This is a genomic window from Flavisolibacter ginsenosidimutans, from assembly GCF_007970805.1.
GTDB lineage: Bacteria > Bacteroidota > Bacteroidia > Chitinophagales > Chitinophagaceae > Flavisolibacter > Flavisolibacter ginsenosidimutans.
The window spans coordinates 3,112,569-3,132,059 of record NZ_CP042433.1; the positions used below are offsets into that span (position 1 = coordinate 3,112,569).

General features: G+C 47.0%; 18 protein-coding genes and 1 tRNA gene. 12 read left to right on the forward strand and 7 right to left on the reverse strand.

The features are described from left to right. Positions 1 to 636: 636 nt before the first annotated feature. From FSB75_RS12895 to FSB75_RS12905, 3 genes are all read right to left on the reverse strand, one after another. Complete coding sequence (locus FSB75_RS12895; RefSeq protein WP_146788132.1) at positions 637 to 2,052, reverse strand: glycoside hydrolase family 28 protein; 1,416 nt, start codon at positions 2,050 to 2,052, stop codon at positions 637 to 639. A gap of 97 nt (positions 2,053 to 2,149) precedes the next feature. After that, positions 2,150 to 3,424 carry an alpha/beta hydrolase family protein gene (locus tag FSB75_RS12900; protein WP_146788135.1) on the reverse strand — a complete coding sequence of 425 codons (1,275 nt, stop codon included), beginning with the start codon at positions 3,422 to 3,424 and terminating at the stop codon, positions 2,150 to 2,152. An 83-nt stretch (positions 3,425 to 3,507) separates the two neighbouring features. Continuing rightward, positions 3,508 to 4,452 (reverse strand): NADP-dependent oxidoreductase, encoded by a 945-nt coding sequence (locus FSB75_RS12905; protein WP_146788138.1) that lies wholly within the window; start codon positions 4,450 to 4,452, stop codon positions 3,508 to 3,510. A gap of 844 nt (positions 4,453 to 5,296) precedes the next feature. On the opposite strand from FSB75_RS12905, the gene FSB75_RS12910 reads away from it, so the two are divergent. Then, positions 5,297 to 5,641, forward strand: a complete 345-nt coding sequence (locus FSB75_RS12910; RefSeq protein WP_172623139.1) for a gamma-glutamylcyclotransferase family protein — start codon at positions 5,297 to 5,299, stop codon at positions 5,639 to 5,641. A 50-nt stretch (positions 5,642 to 5,691) separates the two neighbouring features. On the opposite strand, the gene FSB75_RS12915 is transcribed toward FSB75_RS12910, so the two are convergent. Further along, on the reverse strand, positions 5,692 to 6,441 hold the full coding sequence (locus FSB75_RS12915) for an ABC transporter permease (protein WP_146788144.1): 750 nt from the start codon (positions 6,439 to 6,441) through the stop codon (positions 5,692 to 5,694). Between the two features lie 9 nt (positions 6,442 to 6,450). After that, positions 6,451 to 7,266: an ABC transporter ATP-binding protein gene (locus tag FSB75_RS12920; RefSeq protein WP_146788147.1), complete on the reverse strand. Its 816-nt coding sequence runs from the start codon at positions 7,264 to 7,266 to the stop codon at positions 6,451 to 6,453. A 193-nt stretch (positions 7,267 to 7,459) separates the two neighbouring features. Between FSB75_RS12920 and FSB75_RS12925 the strand changes: the two genes are divergently transcribed. Then, the gene (locus FSB75_RS12925; RefSeq protein ID WP_146788151.1) at positions 7,460 to 8,116 is read left to right on the forward strand and encodes a hypothetical protein; all 657 of its coding nucleotides are present in this window, start codon (positions 7,460 to 7,462) and stop codon (positions 8,114 to 8,116) included. A gap of 5 nt (positions 8,117 to 8,121) precedes the next feature. Here FSB75_RS12925 and FSB75_RS12930 read toward each other — a convergent pair whose 3' ends face one another. After that, on the reverse strand, positions 8,122 to 8,907 hold the full coding sequence (locus tag FSB75_RS12930; protein ID WP_146788154.1) for a glycoside hydrolase family 16 protein: 786 nt from the start codon (positions 8,905 to 8,907) through the stop codon (positions 8,122 to 8,124). A gap of 450 nt (positions 8,908 to 9,357) precedes the next feature. Here FSB75_RS12930 and FSB75_RS12935 point away from each other — a divergent pair, with 450 nt between their 5' ends. Both FSB75_RS12935 and FSB75_RS12940 read left to right on the forward strand, forming a co-directional pair. Next, a complete protein-coding gene (locus tag FSB75_RS12935) occupies positions 9,358 to 12,546 on the forward strand; it encodes an ATP-dependent helicase (RefSeq protein ID WP_146788157.1) in 3,189 nt (1,062 codons plus the stop codon). An 81-nt stretch (positions 12,547 to 12,627) separates the two neighbouring features. Continuing rightward, on the forward strand, positions 12,628 to 13,206 hold the full coding sequence (locus tag FSB75_RS12940) for a GNAT family N-acetyltransferase (protein WP_227990573.1): 579 nt from the start codon (positions 12,628 to 12,630) through the stop codon (positions 13,204 to 13,206). Positions 13,207 to 13,235: 29 nt separating this feature from the next. On the opposite strand, the gene pncB is transcribed toward FSB75_RS12940, so the two are convergent. After that, positions 13,236 to 14,402: a nicotinate phosphoribosyltransferase gene (gene pncB / locus FSB75_RS12945; protein WP_146788160.1), complete on the reverse strand. Its 1,167-nt coding sequence runs from the start codon at positions 14,400 to 14,402 to the stop codon at positions 13,236 to 13,238. 28 nt (positions 14,403 to 14,430) lie between these two features. Here pncB and FSB75_RS12950 point away from each other — a divergent pair, with 28 nt between their 5' ends. The 8 genes from FSB75_RS12950 (at position 14,431) to FSB75_RS12985 (ending at position 19,477) form a co-directional block, all read left to right on the forward strand. After that, on the forward strand, positions 14,431 to 14,853 hold the full coding sequence (locus tag FSB75_RS12950) for a VOC family protein (protein WP_227990575.1): 423 nt from the start codon (positions 14,431 to 14,433) through the stop codon (positions 14,851 to 14,853). Positions 14,854 to 14,968: 115 nt separating this feature from the next. Further along, positions 14,969 to 15,041: transfer RNA gene (locus tag FSB75_RS12955), tRNA-Thr, on the forward strand. A gap of 96 nt (positions 15,042 to 15,137) precedes the next feature. After that, entirely contained in the window at positions 15,138 to 15,365 is a 228-nt protein-coding gene (locus FSB75_RS12960) for a hypothetical protein (protein ID WP_146788164.1), read from the forward strand. Between the two features lie 512 nt (positions 15,366 to 15,877). After that, the gene (locus FSB75_RS12965; RefSeq protein ID WP_146788167.1) at positions 15,878 to 16,252 is read left to right on the forward strand and encodes an SWIB/MDM2 domain-containing protein; all 375 of its coding nucleotides are present in this window, start codon (positions 15,878 to 15,880) and stop codon (positions 16,250 to 16,252) included. 135 nt (positions 16,253 to 16,387) lie between these two features. Then, complete coding sequence (locus tag FSB75_RS12970; RefSeq protein WP_146788170.1) at positions 16,388 to 16,798, forward strand: hypothetical protein; 411 nt, start codon at positions 16,388 to 16,390, stop codon at positions 16,796 to 16,798. Positions 16,799 to 16,896: 98 nt separating this feature from the next. Further along, complete coding sequence (locus FSB75_RS12975) at positions 16,897 to 17,358, forward strand: hypothetical protein (protein WP_146788173.1); 462 nt, start codon at positions 16,897 to 16,899, stop codon at positions 17,356 to 17,358. 20 nt (positions 17,359 to 17,378) lie between these two features. Beyond that, the gene (locus tag FSB75_RS12980; protein WP_146788176.1) at positions 17,379 to 18,677 is read left to right on the forward strand and encodes a serine hydrolase; all 1,299 of its coding nucleotides are present in this window, start codon (positions 17,379 to 17,381) and stop codon (positions 18,675 to 18,677) included. Between the two features lie 41 nt (positions 18,678 to 18,718). Beyond that, positions 18,719 to 19,477, forward strand: coding sequence for an SDR family NAD(P)-dependent oxidoreductase (locus tag FSB75_RS12985; RefSeq protein ID WP_146788179.1), 759 nt, complete (start codon positions 18,719 to 18,721; stop codon positions 19,475 to 19,477). The last annotated feature ends 14 nt before the right edge of the window (positions 19,478 to 19,491 follow it).

The window sequence follows — 19,491 nt, forward strand, 5'->3', positions numbered from 1 at the left end:
CATAGTTCGAGAACGTTCTTGAAAGCAGATAAAGAAATCTAACTTTTAATCTTCTTAGACCTAAATTAAAATTTAAGACGAGCAATTAAGGCTTATGATAAAGTTCCATACCCTGATTACATGCGGTACTCTTTCAATTGTTTTATTGACAAGTTGCTTTAGAAGTCATAAATACAAATTCACATCAAGAGTATGCGACAGAAGACTATTCGTTGAAGTTTATGAAGCAAATTCGTTGGGACTTGATGCCGACTATCTGACTGACTCTGTTAACTTCAGAAAGTATATCGGAGATTGGGATGAAGAACACGAAAGATATTCCTACACTTGTAAAGGAGACAGTATTTATATCTTAAAAACAGTTAGCGGAAATCGGTGGGCGAAATGGGACACGACTGCGGACGGGAAAATGACAGTAATTTCAAATTTAGACACAACTGAGAAATTAACCTTTAGCCTACCGCAACTGGAAACAAAAAAGAATTTTAAGTAAAGCCAAATTGTTAATTGATAATACTGTTACAAACATTCGCTTGCCGAATAGCCTTCCCGAACGCACAAGTGTGCGACGCAACAGACGATGAACAGAATTACAGAAGCCGGAAACAAAATTTACCATCTCTTTCTTTTCACCCCTCAATGCAACTTGTACGGCTGCGCCGGCGCAACAATCGGCTCAGGAAGTTTCGGTGGCTCAATTGCAACAGCACCTTCCAGGCCACTTCCGCTTACGTTGTAGGTTGAAAGAAGCGGGCCGCTGTAACCCGAAACATTTATGTTGCGAAGCTTTGCGTTCTTCACGTTGGCCAGCGTGATTCCATTTTTGCACGTACCGCTGATGTTCTCCAACACCAATCCGTTCAATGGTTTTGTTGGATGAACCGCACTGCCATCAACCAGCACCGGCACATCGTTCACGCGAATGTCCGAGAAGCGGAAATTCTTTATCGTGGGAATGCCTTCATCGCCGGGCACAGGCTCGGGGTCCTGAATACCGCTACCCAAAATATTAAAACGGAGAAAACCTTGCGTTGTTCCCGACACATCAAGATTGCGACAGGTAATGTCTTCAATAAAAGCACCGCGGCCCGGACGGCTTTTGATGTAGATGGCGTGTGTTTGCGCTTTGGTGAATTTGCAGTTCTCAATGAGTACGTTGCGAATACCGCCCGATGTTTCGCTGCCGATGCCGATGCAAGCAAAGATGGTGTCGGCAAACGTGCAGTTGGTGATGTGTACGTCTTCGGTGGTGCGCAGCAATGTGTAGCCTTCCATGCCTCTTCCCGATTTAAGCGAGATGCAATCATCGCCGGTTTCAATGTCGCAGCCGTCAATGAGTATGTGCTTGCACGAATCAAGATCAATGCCGTCGCCGTTACCGCCGGTGCTGCGAATGGTTAGATTCTTTATCGTAATGTTCTCGCAATAGGTTGGATGAATGGACCACATGAGATGATAGCTCGTGGAGAAACCTTCGAAGTGAATGCCGTTGCAACCAATGGGTTCAATCAGTGCCGGATGACGCAAGGGATATTTTTCGTTTGGCCGTCCGCCCAAGGCATTGTTGCCGATGATTTTTCCTTCGCCAATGATGCCGATATTGACCGCATCAAATGCATAAATCAAAGCCGTGTGTCCTTTGATCCACTTGCCTTCCCAACGCACTTGCGCCACGGGGTAATCGGCAAAATCGGGTGAACCGATGATGCTTGCGCCTTTCTCCAGTCGAAGCGTAACGTTTGAATGCAATGCAATTGCACCGGTGAAATAATCTCCTGCCGGAAACAAAACGTCTCCGCCGCCAAGCACCCAACAACGGTCAATGGCTTGTTGAATGGAAAGCGTGTCTTTTGTTTTGCCGTCTCCTGTTGTGCCAAAGTCGCGAACGTTGAGTAAAAGGTTTGGCGCTTGGGGTTTGTGGTTTGTGGCTGGCGTACTACCGGTGGAAACTTTTGTTGTGCCGCAACTTATAAGCGAAGAAGCGAGAGGGCTTAGAAGCAAGGCTTGTCCACCAAGTTTTAAAAAGCGGCGGCGAGAGTTTTTGTCGTGCATGAGAAGCGAACAATGAAAAATTAAAATATAGAATGAAAAATGCCTTGCTATTGGAGCGCAGATTTTGATTTTTTCATTTTACATTTTTCATTCGTGATTACAAATACTTTTTCAGAAACGTCATGTACACAGCCCAGTCGGATGGAACAGTGCCGTGACCACCAGCATGCATGTAATAGCCCAATGTGTTCAAGAGTGATTGATCGCCGGGTTGCGGCATTACCGTTGTACCGGGGCCTTTTTTGCCGAACAAATTATAAACAGGTTCCGCGGCGACTGCCGCTAAAAATTCACCTTTCGGATCGGACCAATAATCGGTATCACCTGTCTGTAGCAATAATGGTCGCGGAGCCATCAACGCAACAAGCATGTGCGCATCTACCGGCGATTTATTCGGATCACTTGCATAGTTGTGGCGATTGGGTGCAAACTGGTAAAAGTAACGCGACGTATCGGTCATGTGGTTAATGCTTTCGCCGTAGTTGCGACGGCTCAAGGCCGCACCGCCTTCGCCCGAACAACTGGCAATCACCAGTTTGAACCGCGGGTCCTTTGCACCCGTCCACAAAACGGTTTTGCCCAACCTTGAAACGCCGTGCAAAGCAATGCGTTTTGCATCAATGTCTTTATCCGTTTCAAAATAATCCATCGCACGGCTCAAGCCCCACGACCAGGCGGAGATGGCACCCCATTCGTCGTCAGCAGGATAGCTTTGTGCGGGTTTTAAATAAGCGCCGCGAATGCCGTATTTGAAACCTTCTTTAAAGTCGGGCTCAATGTCGCCGTAGTAAACCGTGGCAACGCCGATGCCTTGCGTGACAAACGTATCAACGTTAATCTTTCCGAAGGATGTTTTCGGCGCGGGAATCTTCTTGCCTTCTTTCGTCCAGATGAATCCTTGCCTTACACTGGCATCGTCAACCACGCTGTTGTTGGCAGAAAAATTTATGATGAGCAAAAGTGGTGAAGGCTTTGTTTGTTTTGGAAGGTAGATGAGCAAATCCATCTTGTGCGTCGTGTCTTTTGTAAAATACACACGCACTTGTTTGCGAATGGCTTTGCCGTTAAAGGTTTCGGTGCCTTTGTCAAACACATCAAAGTGCATGTCGGAAGGCCGCTGCGGCGCTTTGCCAAATTGTTCTTCTTCAAACAGCTTTACGATTTCCGGCCTGCGCTTCTCCATCCATGTTTTTGCATTGGTCACTCTTTGTCCATTGTTCAACGTCAATGGATCGGGAAGAACGTAAGTGCCCACGCTGTCTTCTTCGTAATTCACCGGGAAGCCCGCAACAACTTTTGCCAGCTTTTCTTTTTGTGCAAAAGAGGCAAGAGCCGGGAAAGAAAACAGAAGGAGTGCAATAATATTTTTCATCGGCGACTTTGCTCCTGTTTTCTTCAGCAGAAGCCCTTCAAATTATCCAATTTTTTTCAGCCATGAAAGGCAAGCCCATTTCTTTAACCAACGTTAACCACGATCTTTCCCCTCGTTTTTCCAGTTTCAATTTTGCGGTGCGCTTCGGGCATTTGTTCAAGCGTGTAGCGGCTCGAAATAAAGGGCTTTAACTTTCCTTCTTTTAACAAGATCGCCAGTTGCTCCATGTCCCTGCCGCTGGAATGCACGAGGTAATTTTTTGCTGTGAAGTTGCTGTCTCCTGCAATGGACTGCGCTTCTTCCTTTACGCCGCCCACAATGGACACGAGTGTTCCGCCTGGCTTTAGTACCCGCAAAGATTTGATGGTGGTTGCACCGCCGATTGGGTCCAGTACAATGTCAATGTCTTTTAGCGTTTGCGAAAAATCTTCGCGGGTGTAATCAACCGTTTGGTCAACGCCAAGACTTTTAAGAAAATCGCTATTGGCCGCTGATGCAGTGCCGATGACGAAAGCATCGAAATGCTTGGCGATTTGCACGGCAAAGTGCCCCACCCCGCCCGCCGCTGCATGAATCAGCACTCGTTGCCCGGCTCGTATTTCGGCCTGGTGCACCAACACTTGCCAGGCTGTAAGTGCGGCCAGTGTTGCAGCAGCCGCTTCTTCGTAATTAATGCCGTCGGGAATGTGCGCCAAATGCGCTTCGGGAGCGGTTGCGTATTCGGCATAAGTTTTTCCTTTGCCCGGAAAGTTTATCATGCCAAAGACCTTGTCGCTTTCTTTGAATTTGGTAACGCTTGCGCCAACGGCCACGACATCACCGGCAACGTCCCAGCCTAATATCACTAACGGGTTCTTTTGCAGTCCTTCCAACAAGCCACCGCCTTTGCGGGTTTTGACATCAACGGGATTGATGCTGATGGTTTTTATTTTTATCAACACTTCGTCTTCTTTCGGTTGCGGTGTATCTACTTGCTGAAGTTTAAGGTTATCGGGTGAACCGGCTTCGGTGAGGATAATTGCTTTCATGATTTGTGATTAAGGTTGAAAGAACAAAACTACTGGAAGAAGAAGTTTGTAGGCGGGTTGGATTGCACCATCTCTTGTTCCTGTTACCGTTGATAATTAAGTATGTTTGGAACAAGAACGTACGCAAATACAAATGTTAGCGGCAACCAAAATCACAGCTTTAACCTTTAAGACAATTCGATGCGAGGAATAATCCTGTCTGTTTTTATTCTGTCACTCGCTGTACTATTTTACTTCATCCTATCGAAAGGGAATGAGAAAAGTCCTCCGTGGTCAGGTGGCTATTGCAAAAGCATCGAAGAAGCAAAGGAGAAAGGCGTCTTTGAATTTGAGGTTGTTCCCTGCAAAACTGACCTGTCGTTGGATAGCAGCCATCGACTGAAACTAAAAAAGGCGTGGCTGGAACATGCATGGACAAGCCAAGTTTACGTAATTGGAAAAACGAAAATCACGAAAGAACCCTGGCATCATTTGATACTTGTTTACGACATCCTTGAAACCAATCAGCACCCTAATCAAAACGTTTACTATTTCATCGGCGAAAGACCCGTCGGCGACTCGTTGGTGCATTATAATTGCGTACGAGACGATACAATCAAGGTTCCGCTATACAGGGAAATGTCACCGCTTTTGCCCTCGCACAAAAAGAGATTGGCATTTGACAGCCTCGCATTTGTAAAATCCGATATGCCCCTAACATCGTATTTGCAAAAAAGTGGCGACAAAACTACCTTTCAACGGTGTATTAATACCCAACGATAGAACGTCAATGAAGCAATAGGACATCAAAATCTGCTTCTTCGAAATACGTTCTCCGTTCTCACTATCGATAAACAACACTTCATTGAACCAGTGCCTTTTCTCATACGGCACGCTTCAAAAAACACAAACACAAATTGCTTTGTTCGGAAGAATTTTGCAAGGATGGCCTGATGTGTTGAACGGTTACAAAACAACAACCGTTGAAATAAAAGACGAAGCCTTTCTTGCCAAAGGCGAACAAACGATGCAGCAAACGGCTGTAGCTACAAACAACGAAAACGACAGCATTGAAGGCACTGCATTTGAACTCACAGAAGAAGAACTGTTGAATGCAGACAAATACGAACCCGAAGGTTATGAGAGAATCAAAATCAAACTTGCATCGGGTAAGGAAGCATGGCTTTATGTGGCAATAAAAGAGACCTAATTCTTTAAACAACACTTACAACTTATCACTTAAAACTTACAACTTCCCCCTCACTTCACATTCCACCGGAACCACTTAATGCCGAGGAAAGAAAATACAAAAGCATAAGCGGCCGTTACGAGCAAAGCCACGGTGGCTTCGTTGCTCCAACCACCGGGTTGCAGTCCCGCCGAAACAATGGTTTTTACCGTGCCCCACGGCGACCAATGCACAATCTTTTTTATCTGCTCGCCCAGCATCCCCAGATCACCAAACATGCCCACCATGATGAAAACAAAATACACAAGGCGGGTAGTGGAGTTTACCGTCTCGGAATTCTTCACCAGTCCCGCAATCATTTGCCCCAATCCCAGGTACAAAGCGCCACCGGCAAAAGCGGTTAAAAAGCCAAGCACGTAACTCTGTGCCGGCAATTCAATGTGCAGGCGTTGATAACCCACGATAAACACCAGCGTTGTCAATAAAATAATCATCGCCATTTGCACCGCAAGACGGCTCATCATGATGTACGAAGTAGGAATGGGCGCTACCCGCAGGCGCTGAAAAATTCCTTTGTCTCTATCCCTTGCCAGGGCATTGGAATAGCCCATTAAACCAATGGCCGTTAAGCCAATGGTAATGCCGGTGGAAAGCACAAAGGCCGGACCGAGTTTGCTGACCAAACCTTTCCATGACATTAAGATAATAACGGGCACCAGCAACACAAGAACGACCGAACGGCGGTTGCGCCATTGCGTGGTAAAATCGGCGCGAAGCAAGGCTGCCATGGCAGCGGATGTTTTGGGCAATACAGCAGACATAAATGTTTTTTAAGAACGGATGGCCGTTCCGGTTAAACCAATAAAAACGTCTTCGAGTGTAATCTTTCCTTTACGCGAAGCACGAATCACTTCCGCATCATTTCGATGTCGGTCAACAATCGCTTGCGGTGAGTCTATTTCAATGATGCGGCCGTGGTCAATGATGGCAATGCGGTCGCAAACGGCTTCGGCTTCTTCCATTGAATGCGTGGTGAGCAAGATGGCGTGACCGGCGTTGCGCAAACTTTCCATGCGCTCCCACAACTGCCGCCGCGATTGCGGATCAAGGCCGGTTGTCGGTTCGTCCAGCAAAACCAATTTGGGTTTGTGCATGGTGGCAATGGCAAGCGAAACCCTTTGTTGTTGTCCGCCCGACAACTGGCCGAAACGTTTACTACTCGCTGTTTCAAGCTTTATGTTTTGAAGCAAGGCTTCAATCTCGCTATCGGAAAGCGAGAGGCCGTAAACGGCGGCATATAGCCGAATGATTTCGGTTACGGTCAGTTCGGATTGAAAAGAAGTTGACTGCAACTGAATGCCCATGTTTGCCTTGGCATGAAGCGGCTTTTCTTTTAGGTTGTAGCCGCCCACGGCAATGTTGCCCGCCGCTGGTTTTAGCAGTCCTTCAATGGCACTTAAGCTGCTGGTTTTGCCGGCGCCGTTCGGGCCGAGTAAGCCAAAAATTTCGCCGCCCAGCACGGAGAATGAAACGTCGTGAACGGCCGTAAAAGAACCGTAGGTCACACGCAGGTTTTCGACTTGCAAAACGGTTTCTGTACTCGCTGAAGAAGTGGCGCTGTTGGTTGCCGGCATAGTTGATTCCATCCGAATTGTTTGTTGGCGCAATATACTGGCCGCACCCGTAACGCACAAGCACGCTTATACCAACGCCGCTTTGCACGATACGTTTCAAACTTGTACTCCTTTCAATTGCTTTTATGCAACAAGCTTTGTGGCCATCGTAATGCTTTGGTTACGTCGCACGAAACCACTTTATATTTACGCTTACCTTTTTGCCATGAAATCTTTTTTCGCCCTTCTTTTTACTTCCTGTGCCTTCTTTGCACAAGCACAACCGCACGAAACGTACACAGCAAAGCAGAGCAGCACGGCTTGTACAAGCACGCTTAAACTTTATACCGACGGCACTTATGCTTACCAAACCGGTTGCGAAGCCTCGCCGCAACTTTCATTTGGAAAATGGACAAGAGAAAAAGACCTCATTAAATTCACACCGGTCAATCCAAAAACCTTTGCCGTCGTAAAAAGTATTGAAGCCGCTACCGTTCCCGGCGACAGCATCTGGCTCACCGTTCTTGATAAAGACGGTGCGAACATAAGCGCAAAAATCTCCGTTGGCCTTGAACTGAGCGGACGCGGAAGTTATTTGTTTGGCAACGACGCTTCGGGTACAAAAAAATTTGTGTACAGGCGAAGCGGCGGCAGGATTGTGTTTCGCACGCTGAACAAACTTTTTGGACAGCGAATTGAATTTCCCACTGATACTGCAAACAATTTTGTGGTAACGCTGAACCTTTCGGCCGATTGGATTGCCAGTACGCACCCGCAATGGAATTACACATCCTTGCCTTTGCTGCAAAAGAAAGACGGAGTGTTAATGACACGTGCAAAAGCCAATGAGCAATTGGTGTTTAAAAAGCAAAGCGGCGAATAATTACATCACTTCAACTGATAGACACGAACATAATCCACGTACATGCTTGCTGGTAATTTGCTCTCGTCTATTTTATGGCCCGGCCAATTGCCGCCAACGGCAAAATTGAGCAGGATGAAAAACGGTTGATGAAAGGCCGCGGTGTTGTGGGCACTGTTTGCAATGTTTAAGCGATGATATTCTTTTCCGTCAATGTGCCAGATGATGTTTTCAGGCGTCCATTCTACATCGTACACATGATAAACCGACGGTGAAAATAAAATCGTGTCGCCCGATTGAACGTGGCCCTTCCCTCCGTCCCAATGCGCCGTGCCGTACAAAAGACTGTCGGTGTTGATGTGCTCCATGATGTCAATCTCGCCGCTCTTCGGCCAGCCCACGGTCGCTATATTTTCACCCAGCATCCAGAAGGCAGGCCATAAACCCTGACCAACGGGAATTTTTATTCTTGCTTCGATGCGGCCGTATAAAAATTTTTTCTTGCCCTGCGTTTTCATTCGTGCCGATGTGTAAGACGCTGTACCCACCGCTTCTTTTCTTGCCGTGATGATTAAGTTTCCGTTTTTAACCGTTGCGTTCGACGCCTGGTAAAATTCCTGTTCGTTGTTGCCCCAGCCGCTGTTGCCGGTTTCAAACAACCAGGCAGTGGTATCAACCCTATTGCCTTTAAATTCATCGGCCCAAACCAATTGGTAGTGCATCGTGTCGGTTGCCAAATTGCTTTCACCGGCGTAAACGCGGCAAACCGGAAGCGTAAGAAATGCGAAGGCGAACAGGCAAACGTTTTTCATCAGCAAAATGTATTAAAAGTGGTTGAGCCAAGTTAACGATTGTTACAGAACCGGCTGAGGTTTGCAGAATTGGCTTACGGCCATTACATTTGCCGCATCCTTCCTCTGAATTTCCTGCCCATCCCCTCTGAAAGCCCTTGCTTTAAAAAATCTGCCAGTATGAATAGCAACAGCAAAATTTCAGAGAAAATGAGTGGCCTTTTAATTTTCGGCTCACTCGCCATTGGATTTATTGTCCTTTACTTGTTAACGCATTAAGATAGCCGCAGCCCGCCTGCTGCAAGCTTATTATCAAAGCATTTGAAAGCCCATGGCTCTTCAAATGCTTTTTTGTTTATAGTAAGAGGCTTCCTGTGCTCTACCGTCAAGTGCATGAATGCAAGACGCGTAAATTTTCTGCCTGGCCGAAAAGCCGTCCACCGTCTTTCCCAAAAATCTTAGTTTTGGCTTATGGCTAACCGTGACCAACTTCTCAAAAAATTTAACGAAGAATACAACCGCCTCAATGAAGAACAACGCCGCGCTGTTGACCAAACCGAAGGTCCCGTGATGGTAATTGCCGGTCCGGGTACGGGAAAAACACAAATCCTCAGTGCACGCATCGGTAAAATATTGCTGACGGATATTGGCACAGAACCAGGCAACATTCTTTGCCTTACCTACACCGATTCCGGCGCCATTGCCATGCGCCGCCGCCTGTCGCAATTCATCGGTCCCGACGCCTACCGCGTGAACATCTCCACCTTTCATGCGTTTTGCAACGACGTTATCCAAGACAATCTTGGCTTGTTTGAAAAAACGGCGCTCGATCAGCTTTCCGACCTGGAGCGCATTGAGTTGATGAAAGAACTCATTGACGCTTTCCCAAAAGATCATCCGCTCAAGCGCTACCGCGGTGATGTGTACTTTGAGATGGCCGCTTTGCAAAATCTTTTCAGCCTGATGAAACGAGAAGGATGGACGGGTGATTTCATTTGCGAAAAGATTGACGAGTACATCAATGACCTGCAATACCGCGATGATTACATCTGCAAGCGGGCCACCAAGGATTTTAAGAAAGGCGATGTGCGGTGGGACAAGATTGAAGAGCAGAAAGAGCGGATGGAAAAGCTGCGGGCGGCTTGCGGCGAGTTTAAAAAATTTCAAACGCTCATGCGCAGCCGCAACCGTTACGATTTTGACGACATGATTGCCTGGGTAATTGAAGCCTTTGAAACAAATGAAGACCTTTTGCGCAATTACCAGGAAAAGTTTCAATACATTTTGGTGGACGAATACCAGGACACCAGCGGCTCGCAAAACAAAATTGTGCAATTGCTGATTAACTACTGGGACAAGCCAAACGTGTTTGTGGTGGGCGATGACGACCAAAGCATCTACCGTTTTCAAGGCGCCAACGTTGAGAACATGCTCACCTTCGCTTCAGTTTACGAAGAAGATTTGCTGAAAGTTGTGCTGGTGAATAACTATCGTTCTACACAACCTATTCTTGACATCTCAAAAACACTTATTGAAAACAACGAAGAGCGGTTGGTGAAAAAGATTAACGGCTTGAGCAAAGAATTGTTGGCCGTTGATCGTTTGCCGTTGGCCGGCGAGTCCTTGCAACGAACAACAAACAACAACCAACGGCCAACGATATACGAATATGAAACGCAACGCGACGAAATGATCGGCACGGTGCTAAAGGTTGAAGAACTGATCAAACAAAACGTTGCGGGCAACAACATCGGCATTATTTACCGCGAAAACAAATACGGCGAGGAACTGGGGGCTTACCTGCGGCTAAAAGGCATTCCGTATTACAGCAAACGCAACCTCAACATTCTTGATCAGCCCTTGATTCAGCAACTGCTTCTCATTTTAAATTATCTCACGGCTGAACACGACATTCCGTACAGCGGCGACGAAATGTTGTTTGAACTTTTGCACGTTGAATGGCTCAACATTCCGGCCATTGAAATTGCAAAGGCCAGCATGAGGGTGTCGGAGTTGCAATACAAAGGGCAGCAAACCTCGCTGCGGCAATGGCTTTGCGAAGAAGCGGCCCAACCGCAAAAAACTTTGTTCGATACGGGACTGCACAACAGCTTGAAAGAAGCGTCGAAAATTTTTGAAGAACTGATCAAAGCCGTTTCGAACGAAACCCTGCAAACCTTGCTGGAAAAAGTTGTTCGCGAAGCGGGCTTTCTCGGTCACATTATGCAGCACGCCGACAAGAATAAACTGATGCAACTCCTGGCCGGCTTTTACGAACACGTGAAAGAAGAAACGCGTCGCCATCCTTTGCTGCCGCTGCACGAGTTCATGAACCGCATTGAACTGATGCGAAAAGAAGGCTTGGTTCTTCCGTTGGTGCAGGTAAGCGGCGCGGAAAAAGGTGTGAACCTTTTAACAGCGCACGGCTCCAAAGGCCTGGAATTTGAGTACGTGTTTTTTGTTGGCAACGCCTCAAATTGCTGGGAGAAAAAACGCAAGCCCTTCAATGGATTTTCCTTTCCCGATACCTTGTTTTTAACGGGTGCAAAGGCCAACGATACCGAGGAATTGCGCCGCCTGTTTTACGTAGCGTTGACAAGAGCGAAAAAACATCTTTACATTTCTTACCCTGCTTACACAAACGAAGGCAAGCAGTTGGAAGCAACGATGTTTCTTGCCGAAATTCAAACAGAGCACAACCTGCCGAACGAGCCGGTGCGTTTAAATGATGACACGCTTGCCGAATTCAGCGTGCTGCAATTCCAGAAGGCCACGGCGCCGGAAGTGGCACATCTCGACGACGACGTGATAGACCGCTACGTGCAAAATTTTACAATGAGCGTATCTACCCTAAACGCCTATTTAAAATGCCCGCTTGGATTTTATTACCAGCACGTGGTTCGCATTCCCTCGCCGCGCAACGAAGCAATGGAGTTTGGTTCGGCGGTGCATTATGCTTTGGAAAGTTTGTTCAACAAAATGAAGAAGACGGAGAACTTTCCTTTGCTTGATGATTTTTTGGGCGACTTTACCTGGCACATGAAGCGGCACCGCGAAAGTTTTACCCGCGAACAATTTGCGCGGCGATTGGAATACGGGTTGGAAATTTTAAAGAACTACTACAACACCTACATCACCAAATGGAACAAAGTGGTGGCGGTGGAATTAAACGTTCGCAACCAAATGCTCGACGGCATTCCATTGCGCGGCTTTATTGACAAAATTGAATTCAACGGCAAGGACGCCACGGTGATTGATTACAAAACCGGCGATCCCGAAAAATGCGCCGACAAATTAGTAAGGCCGGGCAAAGAACCGGCCGGCGGCGATTACTGGCGGCAAGCCGTTTTCTATAAGATTTTGCTGGACCTCTACCCCAAAGACTGGAACGTTGCGTCGGTTGAATTTGATTTTGTGGAACCCGATAAAAAGAAACAATACCGGAAAGAAAAAATGTCCATTTCTTCTATTGACATTGACCTTGTAAAACAGCAGATCAAAGACGTGTGGATGAAGATCCAGCGCAAGGATTTTTACACCGGCTGCGGCAAGGACGATTGTCACTGGTGCAATTTTGTAAAGACCAACAAGCTGGCCGTGGCCCTGCACGAATTGGCCGAAGAGGAAGACGTGCGCCGGCCGTTTATGAAAGTGGTTTAAAGTTCGAGGTTCGAGGTTGGCGTGATGTGCGCCGATGCTCTTCTTCTCCTTTGCTCCTTTGTTTCGTACGAAAATATTTTTATGAACCAAGGGTTCATCTATCCATTGAACTTTCGTTGCGTCGCACGCTTGTACGCTTTGCTCGCTATTGAGCACAAAGAAAATCACAGCAATGCAATTCTTCTTACGTCGCCCCGCCCGTTTGCGAGGCTTATATTTAACGCGGCTATGGAATTAAAAACAATCACCACAAACACACCCGAATACGAGGCTATGATTGCGCTTCGCACGAAGGTTTTGCTCGATCCCATCGGCATTCCGCGTTCCTACATCAATCCTGAAAAAGAAAGGAGCGATGTTTTAATCGGCGCTTATGAAGAAGACAATTTAATTGGTTGCTGCATTCTCACAGCCGTTGACGAAAACACCTTGCAATTGCGCCAAATGGCCGTAGATACCGTACTTCAGCAAAAAGGCATCGGCGCAGCCATTCTTGCTTTTGCCGAAAACATTGCGAAAGAACGAGGCTATAAAATGCTAATGATGCACGCAAGAGATGCGGTCATTGGCTTTTATCAAAAATGCGGTTACCAAATTTGCGGCGAACAGTTTTTTGAAGTGGGCATCGGCCATCACAAAATGCAAAAACAATTAAGCTAACAACGAACGATCTTTCATCACGCTTGTTTTCATTCCATCTGCAACACGGCCCTCGCCAGCGCAATCATGCGCTCATCGCCGGTATGCTTCATGGGTTCGTCGGAGAGTTTAACAACCGGTGTCCATGCTTGTCCTTCCGGCAAGGCTTCGGTCATTTTCATCACAATGTTCATTGGCGTTAAGCCCACGTCGTTGGTGAAGTTGGTGCCAATACCAAAGGACATTCCAATTCGGCCCCGGCAATGCGCAGCAATGGCGGCCACCTTCTCCTCATTCAGCGCATCCGAAAAAATAATGGTCTTGCTCAACGGGTCAATGCCGAGACGTTGGTAATGACGAATGGTTTTGTCGGCAAAGGCCAACGGGTCGCCGCTGTCGTGCCGAACGCCGTCAAACAAGCGGGCCAATTTTTTATCAAAGACTTCGAAAAATTCTTCGGTCGTAAATGTATCGGAAAGGGCAATGCCCAAATCGCCGCGGTAAACGGCCACCCAGTTTTCCAGAGCCAACGCGTTGGCCATTTTAAAGCCGTATCGCGCCGCATGAAACATAAACCATTCGTGTGCATGAGTGCCAATGGGTTTTGTATCGTGCCGCATGGCCAGGTAAACGTTGCTGGTGCCCACAAAAGTTTTTCCGTATTGCTTCAACGCTTTTATCACATGCTCTTGCACGTCAAATGAATGCCGCCGCCGTGTACCAAATTCCGCAACCGTTACGTTCATGTCGGCATAGCTTTCAATCTTCCGTTTTGCTTTTTGTTCCACTTCAGCGTCACTTTCGCGGACGGCATTTTGCAAGCGGTAATAGTTTTCGGAAACGAGGCAAAGCAGCGGCACTTCCCACAAAATAGTGCGGTACCAATGGCCTTCTACCGAAATACTTACTTCATCACCGTTTTGTTCAATCAGCACCTCCGATGGATCGTAACAATAGCCTTGCAGAAAATCGAGGTAAACCGGGTCGAGGTAAGGACAGGTTTGCGCCAGCCATTGCTTTTCTTCGCCGCTTAGTTTCAGCGAAGCCATTGCGTTTACCGATGCTTGCAAGGCCTGGGCAAAACCTTGCGGGAAAAGGTGATGACCGCGATTAATAAAACGATAGCGGGCCTTGGCCCGCGGAAACAATTTAACCACGCATTGCTGCATGGTAAACTTGTAGAAATCGTTGTCGAGCAGAGAAGGAAGTGTGACCATCGCGTTGCAATTTCTTTGGATTAAATTTATGCAATCATCAAGCCTTGCCGTGAACGTTGCTCGTATTAAAGAAACCTGCATTTACGTAACCAACCTGCAAACAGCAAAAACGTTTTACAACACAATGCTTCGCCTGCCGCTGATTTCTTTTGTGGAAGAAAGACACGTCTTCTTTAGAGCCGGCGAGTCGGTGCTGCTTTGTTTTGTGGCCGCCAAAACATTGCAGGAAAAAGAATTACCGCCGCACGGCGCAAGCGGTCCGGTTCATTTTGCTTTTGAAGTGGAAAGCAACGAGTACGATAAAACCTTGTGGGAAGTAAAAGAGGCCGGTATTGAAATTTTACACGAGCATAACTGGGATGGACATCATCGCTCCTTTTACTTTCACGACCCGGACAAAAATTTACTGGAAGTAATTGAAGAAGGTTTGTGGGAAGCGGATGTGGAATAAAAAATGTAAAATTCAAAATGTAAAACTGTTTCCCTTTGCTTTATAGCCTCTCGTTTTAGATTTTACATTCTACATTTTAGATTTTACATTCCCTGTTTTTATATTTGCCGCATCAGCCAACTTAGCTCAGCTGGTAGAGCGATTCATTCGTAATGAATAGGTCGTCGGTTCGACTCCGATAGTTGGCTCTCTCCTTTTTATTTCGTCTTCTGCTTCTTTGCACGGGCACAATTTCTGCCCTGTTCTTCTTGTCAACAAAAATCGTGGAAAGAAAAACCGTAGGTATGACAGCGAGGAATGATCAACCAAGGATGCGTTCGTTAAACACAAGAGCCTGGATTTTTTTGATGATGCTGCTCGGCATCGCCGTTTTCTCTTTCGTGTTGTTGCGCTACCGGTCGCAGCAAAACCTGGTTAAACAATCCGACTACGTACAAACAAAGCGGCACGTTTACGTGCAGCCCGCCGATGACCAGCCCGAAGTGCCGATTGTGTACCAACAATCGCTTTAAAACGAACGCAGCCGGTGCTGTTTACACAAACGCCGCTTGCGTTATACAAGCGTAAACAGTATGTGCTACGCTCCTTTGTCCACGTTACGATTGGGGCGCCTTTCGGGTACGCTTTCGTTCAGATTTTCATCGTCGTGAGCATGATCCTTCGTTAGTCGCTCGTCGTCCGTTCTGTTTCCATCGTTTACTTTCGTCGGGATGCCCCGTGCCGGACGTGGGCTTGTTGCCCGATGGCTATCCTTTGCCGCAGGTTGTTTTTTGTGCCATAAAAGTTGAATTTACATTATTCGTAAAACCAGATTTTACACCAAAGCGAGAACCATAAAAATTGTAGAAGCCCGGCGGTTTTTGTGTCGGATGGCGGCTCTCTACCGCAGCGAAAAACAGGCCTTCAACACCCCCTTTTTCCCCCGTACACAACTCTGGAAAAATCTTTTGGCTGCTTTACACGGATAGCATTAATTTTAGTAGCGGTAAACTCGTTTATACTAACCCATTAAATTCAATTTATCATGGCAAAAGCGACAAACAAAGCCGCCACAAAAACAGCCGCAAAAAAAGGAGCAGCGACAAAGGCTTCGACGAAAACTGCGGCAAAAAGCCCTGCAAAAAAAGCCGCTGCAAAAAAATCGGCAAGAACTCCCAACGCCGCCTTCATGGCGCCTTTGACACCCAATAGCACGCTGGCTGAAGTAGTGGGCAACAAGCCGCTGCCCCGCACCGAGATTGTAAAAAAAGTGTGGGATTACATTAAGAAGAACGGTCTTCAGGACAAGACAAACAAACGCATGATTAACGCCGACGCAAAACTGAAACCGCTGTTTGGCAAAGCGCAAATCTCGATGTTTGAACTGGCCAAGATTGTGAACAACAACATTCAGAAGTAAGGTTCAAAAGCCCGGTCAGTTGCGGGTAAAAATTTAAGCAGGGCGGCCATTGTCACCCTGCTTTTTTATTTTTGAAACCGTGTGCCGGGCTCTGAACGGAATGATTTTTTCAACCTCCTTTTCAAATCGCCTTGTATGGAACAAACCGCAACGCCGCTGCCACCGAAGCGCAGGATAAGAGGTGGCCGCATTCTCACTATTGTTGTTTTGATCTTGCTGTTTGCCGCCGCGCTTTTTGTGTGGTGGCGCTATTACTTTACCTACAGTTCAGGTTATCGTTATGGCTTGCTGCAAAAATTTTCAAAGCGGGGCAACCTCTTTAAAACCTACGAAGGCGAAATGATTTTAAGCAGCGTGAAAGGCAATAACAACGTGCCGCTGGCTTCTGAGAAATTTTATTTTTCCGTAACCGATGCAGGCGTGGCACAGCAAATGGACAACCTGCAAGGACACGGCGTTACCGTTCACTACAAGCAAAAAAACAGCCCGGCTTTTTGGCGCGGCGATAGCGAATACATTGTGGACAGCGTGAGAACGGAGCAGTAGCACTTAAGGCTAAGAGAAGCACGAAACCTTCTTCTATGCAAGAACACATCGCTACCTGATTTTTACGGCAAAAGAAATATCTTGCCGTAAAAGCTTTTATGAAAATTTTGCGCACTCAACTCGCGGTCACCTTACTGCTTGCGATAACAGCCTGCTCATCGTCGCGGATGAAAAATCCTTCGGCCATTGGCATTGTGCCGCTTTTGCAATACAGCGCACAAAACGTTTCAGTTAAAGCAGACACAACCTACCAGGTCATTCAGGACGCAACGACTTTTCACGCAAGCTTTGCCGCTTCTTCTACAGCCCGCAAACCAAATTTTGACGGCCAAATGGTGGTTACAATTTTAACCAAACAACTCCCTTCGCAAGCCTTCCGTTTTACACGGGCAGAAGTAGCCGGAAAAACGGTAAACGTTTACGCTCAAAGCTGTCAACGCGACGCCGATTCAACCTGTGAAAAGAGCAGCGTTGTGATGGCGGCCATACCCAAAGTTGGCAGTGCCCGCAGTGTCCAGTTTTTTGTAAACAACCAACCCAAAGAACTTGTATCGTGGTAAATTGGAAAATAAAAATGCCGATGCGCTATCCGGTTTTGGTTTGGTTGATTGTTGCGAACGGCTTACTTACTGTGCTTTCTGCGCAACCAAAAACAGATAGCTTTCTTGCGCAAATTTTAAACGGGAACAAGAACGCTGTCTTTCAGGAAGTGCTTCAGCATCCGGATAAATACCGGTTGCAAATCGTTTACACGCAAATTAATCGCGACAAGAAAAACCGGCCAAGCTTTACAAACTATTTCTTTCATTACGATTCCCTGCTTTATTTCAATCCGGCCTCTACCGTAAAGATGCCGTTGGCTTTTCTGGCGCTGGAAAAATTGAACGGGCTTCACCGCAACGGTGTCAACAAATACACAACGATTCTTTTCGACAGCAGCCAACCCTGGCAACGTCCTTTGTACAACGACACAACGGCGATTAGCGGAAAGCCAAGTCTTGCGCAGTTTATCAAACGGGCTTTTTTAATCAGCGAGAACGATCCGTACAACCGCTTTTACCAATTTATCGGGCAGGGTGAAATCAACCGCAACCTTCATCAAAAAGGTTATGCCGATGTGCGCATCACCCGGCAGTTTTTAGGATTAACACCGGAGCAAAACCGCTATACCAATGCGCTGCGTTTTGTAGATGCCGAAGGAAATACGTTGTACGAACAACCGCCTGCGTACAACAAAGATTCGTTTGATTTTAGCCGGGTAATTAAAATTGGCAAAGCGCATTTAGACCGCAACGACAGTTTGATTAACGAACCCTTTGATTTTACGCCGCACAACAATATTTCATTGGAAGATCTGCGGCAAATTTTGCAATCGGTTTTGTTTCCACAATCAGTGACAGCAACACAACGGTTTCATTTAACCAGGGATGATTACCGTTTTCTGTACCGTTATCTTTCCCAGTTTCCTTCCGAAACACCCGACCCGAAATACGATACCGCAACCTTTTACGACAGCTATGTAAAATTTTTTTTTCGGGACAGCACACACCGTATGCCGCCAAACATGAGAGTGTTCAACAAAGTAGGCTGGGCTTACGGTTTCTTAACCGATGTGAGTTACGTAGTGGATTTTAAAAACAAGGTTGAATTCATGCTGGCCGCGACGCTGTACGTAAACAGCGATGAAATTTTGAATGACAACAAGTACGAATACGAAAGCATCGGCCACCCTTTTCTTTACCAATTAGGACAAACCATTTACCAATACGAATTGAAAAGAAAGCGGCCATATATGCCCAAGCTTTCTGCCTTTAAAATAAAATACGAAAGCCGCGATCCAAAGGATGTGCGGCCATCGTTGAGGGACGTGGATAATTAACCTCTAACCTCCAACCCCAATTCTCGCTTACCTTCGGCGGCATGAAAACGGTTTTTATCACCGGCGCCACATCGGGTTTTGGCGAAGCTTGCGCCGATGTATTTGGGCAAAACGGCTACGCACTGATTTTAAATGGCCGCCGCGTTGACCGCCTCTTGTCGCTGAAATCAAGACTGGAAGACGACTACGGCATTCGTTGCCACCTGCTTCCCTTTGACGTGCAGAATCGCCGCGCTGTTTTTACCGCTATTGACACGCTTCCCGAAGAATGGAGAGAGGTTGACATTTTGATCAACAACGCAGGCTTGGCGCTGGGCCGCAATTCCTTTGAAGAAGCCGATATTGATGATTGGGAAACGATGATTGATACGAACCTGAAAGGGCTGCTTTACGTTTCCAAAGCCGTGTTACCGTTGATGATTCCGCGAAATAGCGGCCACATTATTAACCTTGGCTCCGTTGCAGCAAAGGACGTTTACGACAAAGGCAACGTGTATTGCGCCACCAAAGCCGCCGTGGAAACAGTTTCCAAAGCCATGCGCATAGAGTTGCTTCCGCACCGCATCAAGGTTACGGCCATCCATCCCGGCGCCGCAGAAACCGAGTTTGCGCTGGTGCGGTTTAAAGGCAATGAAGACGCCGCCAAAAAAACTTACACCGGCCTTGAACCCCTTACGGCGAAAGACGTAGCTGACATTATTTTTTATTGCGCCACGCTGCCGCCCAATGTTTGCATCAACGACCTTGTGGTAACCTGCGTGCAGCAAGCCGACGGCATTTATTTTAACCGTGAAAGCTGAGACGATAATAAGGT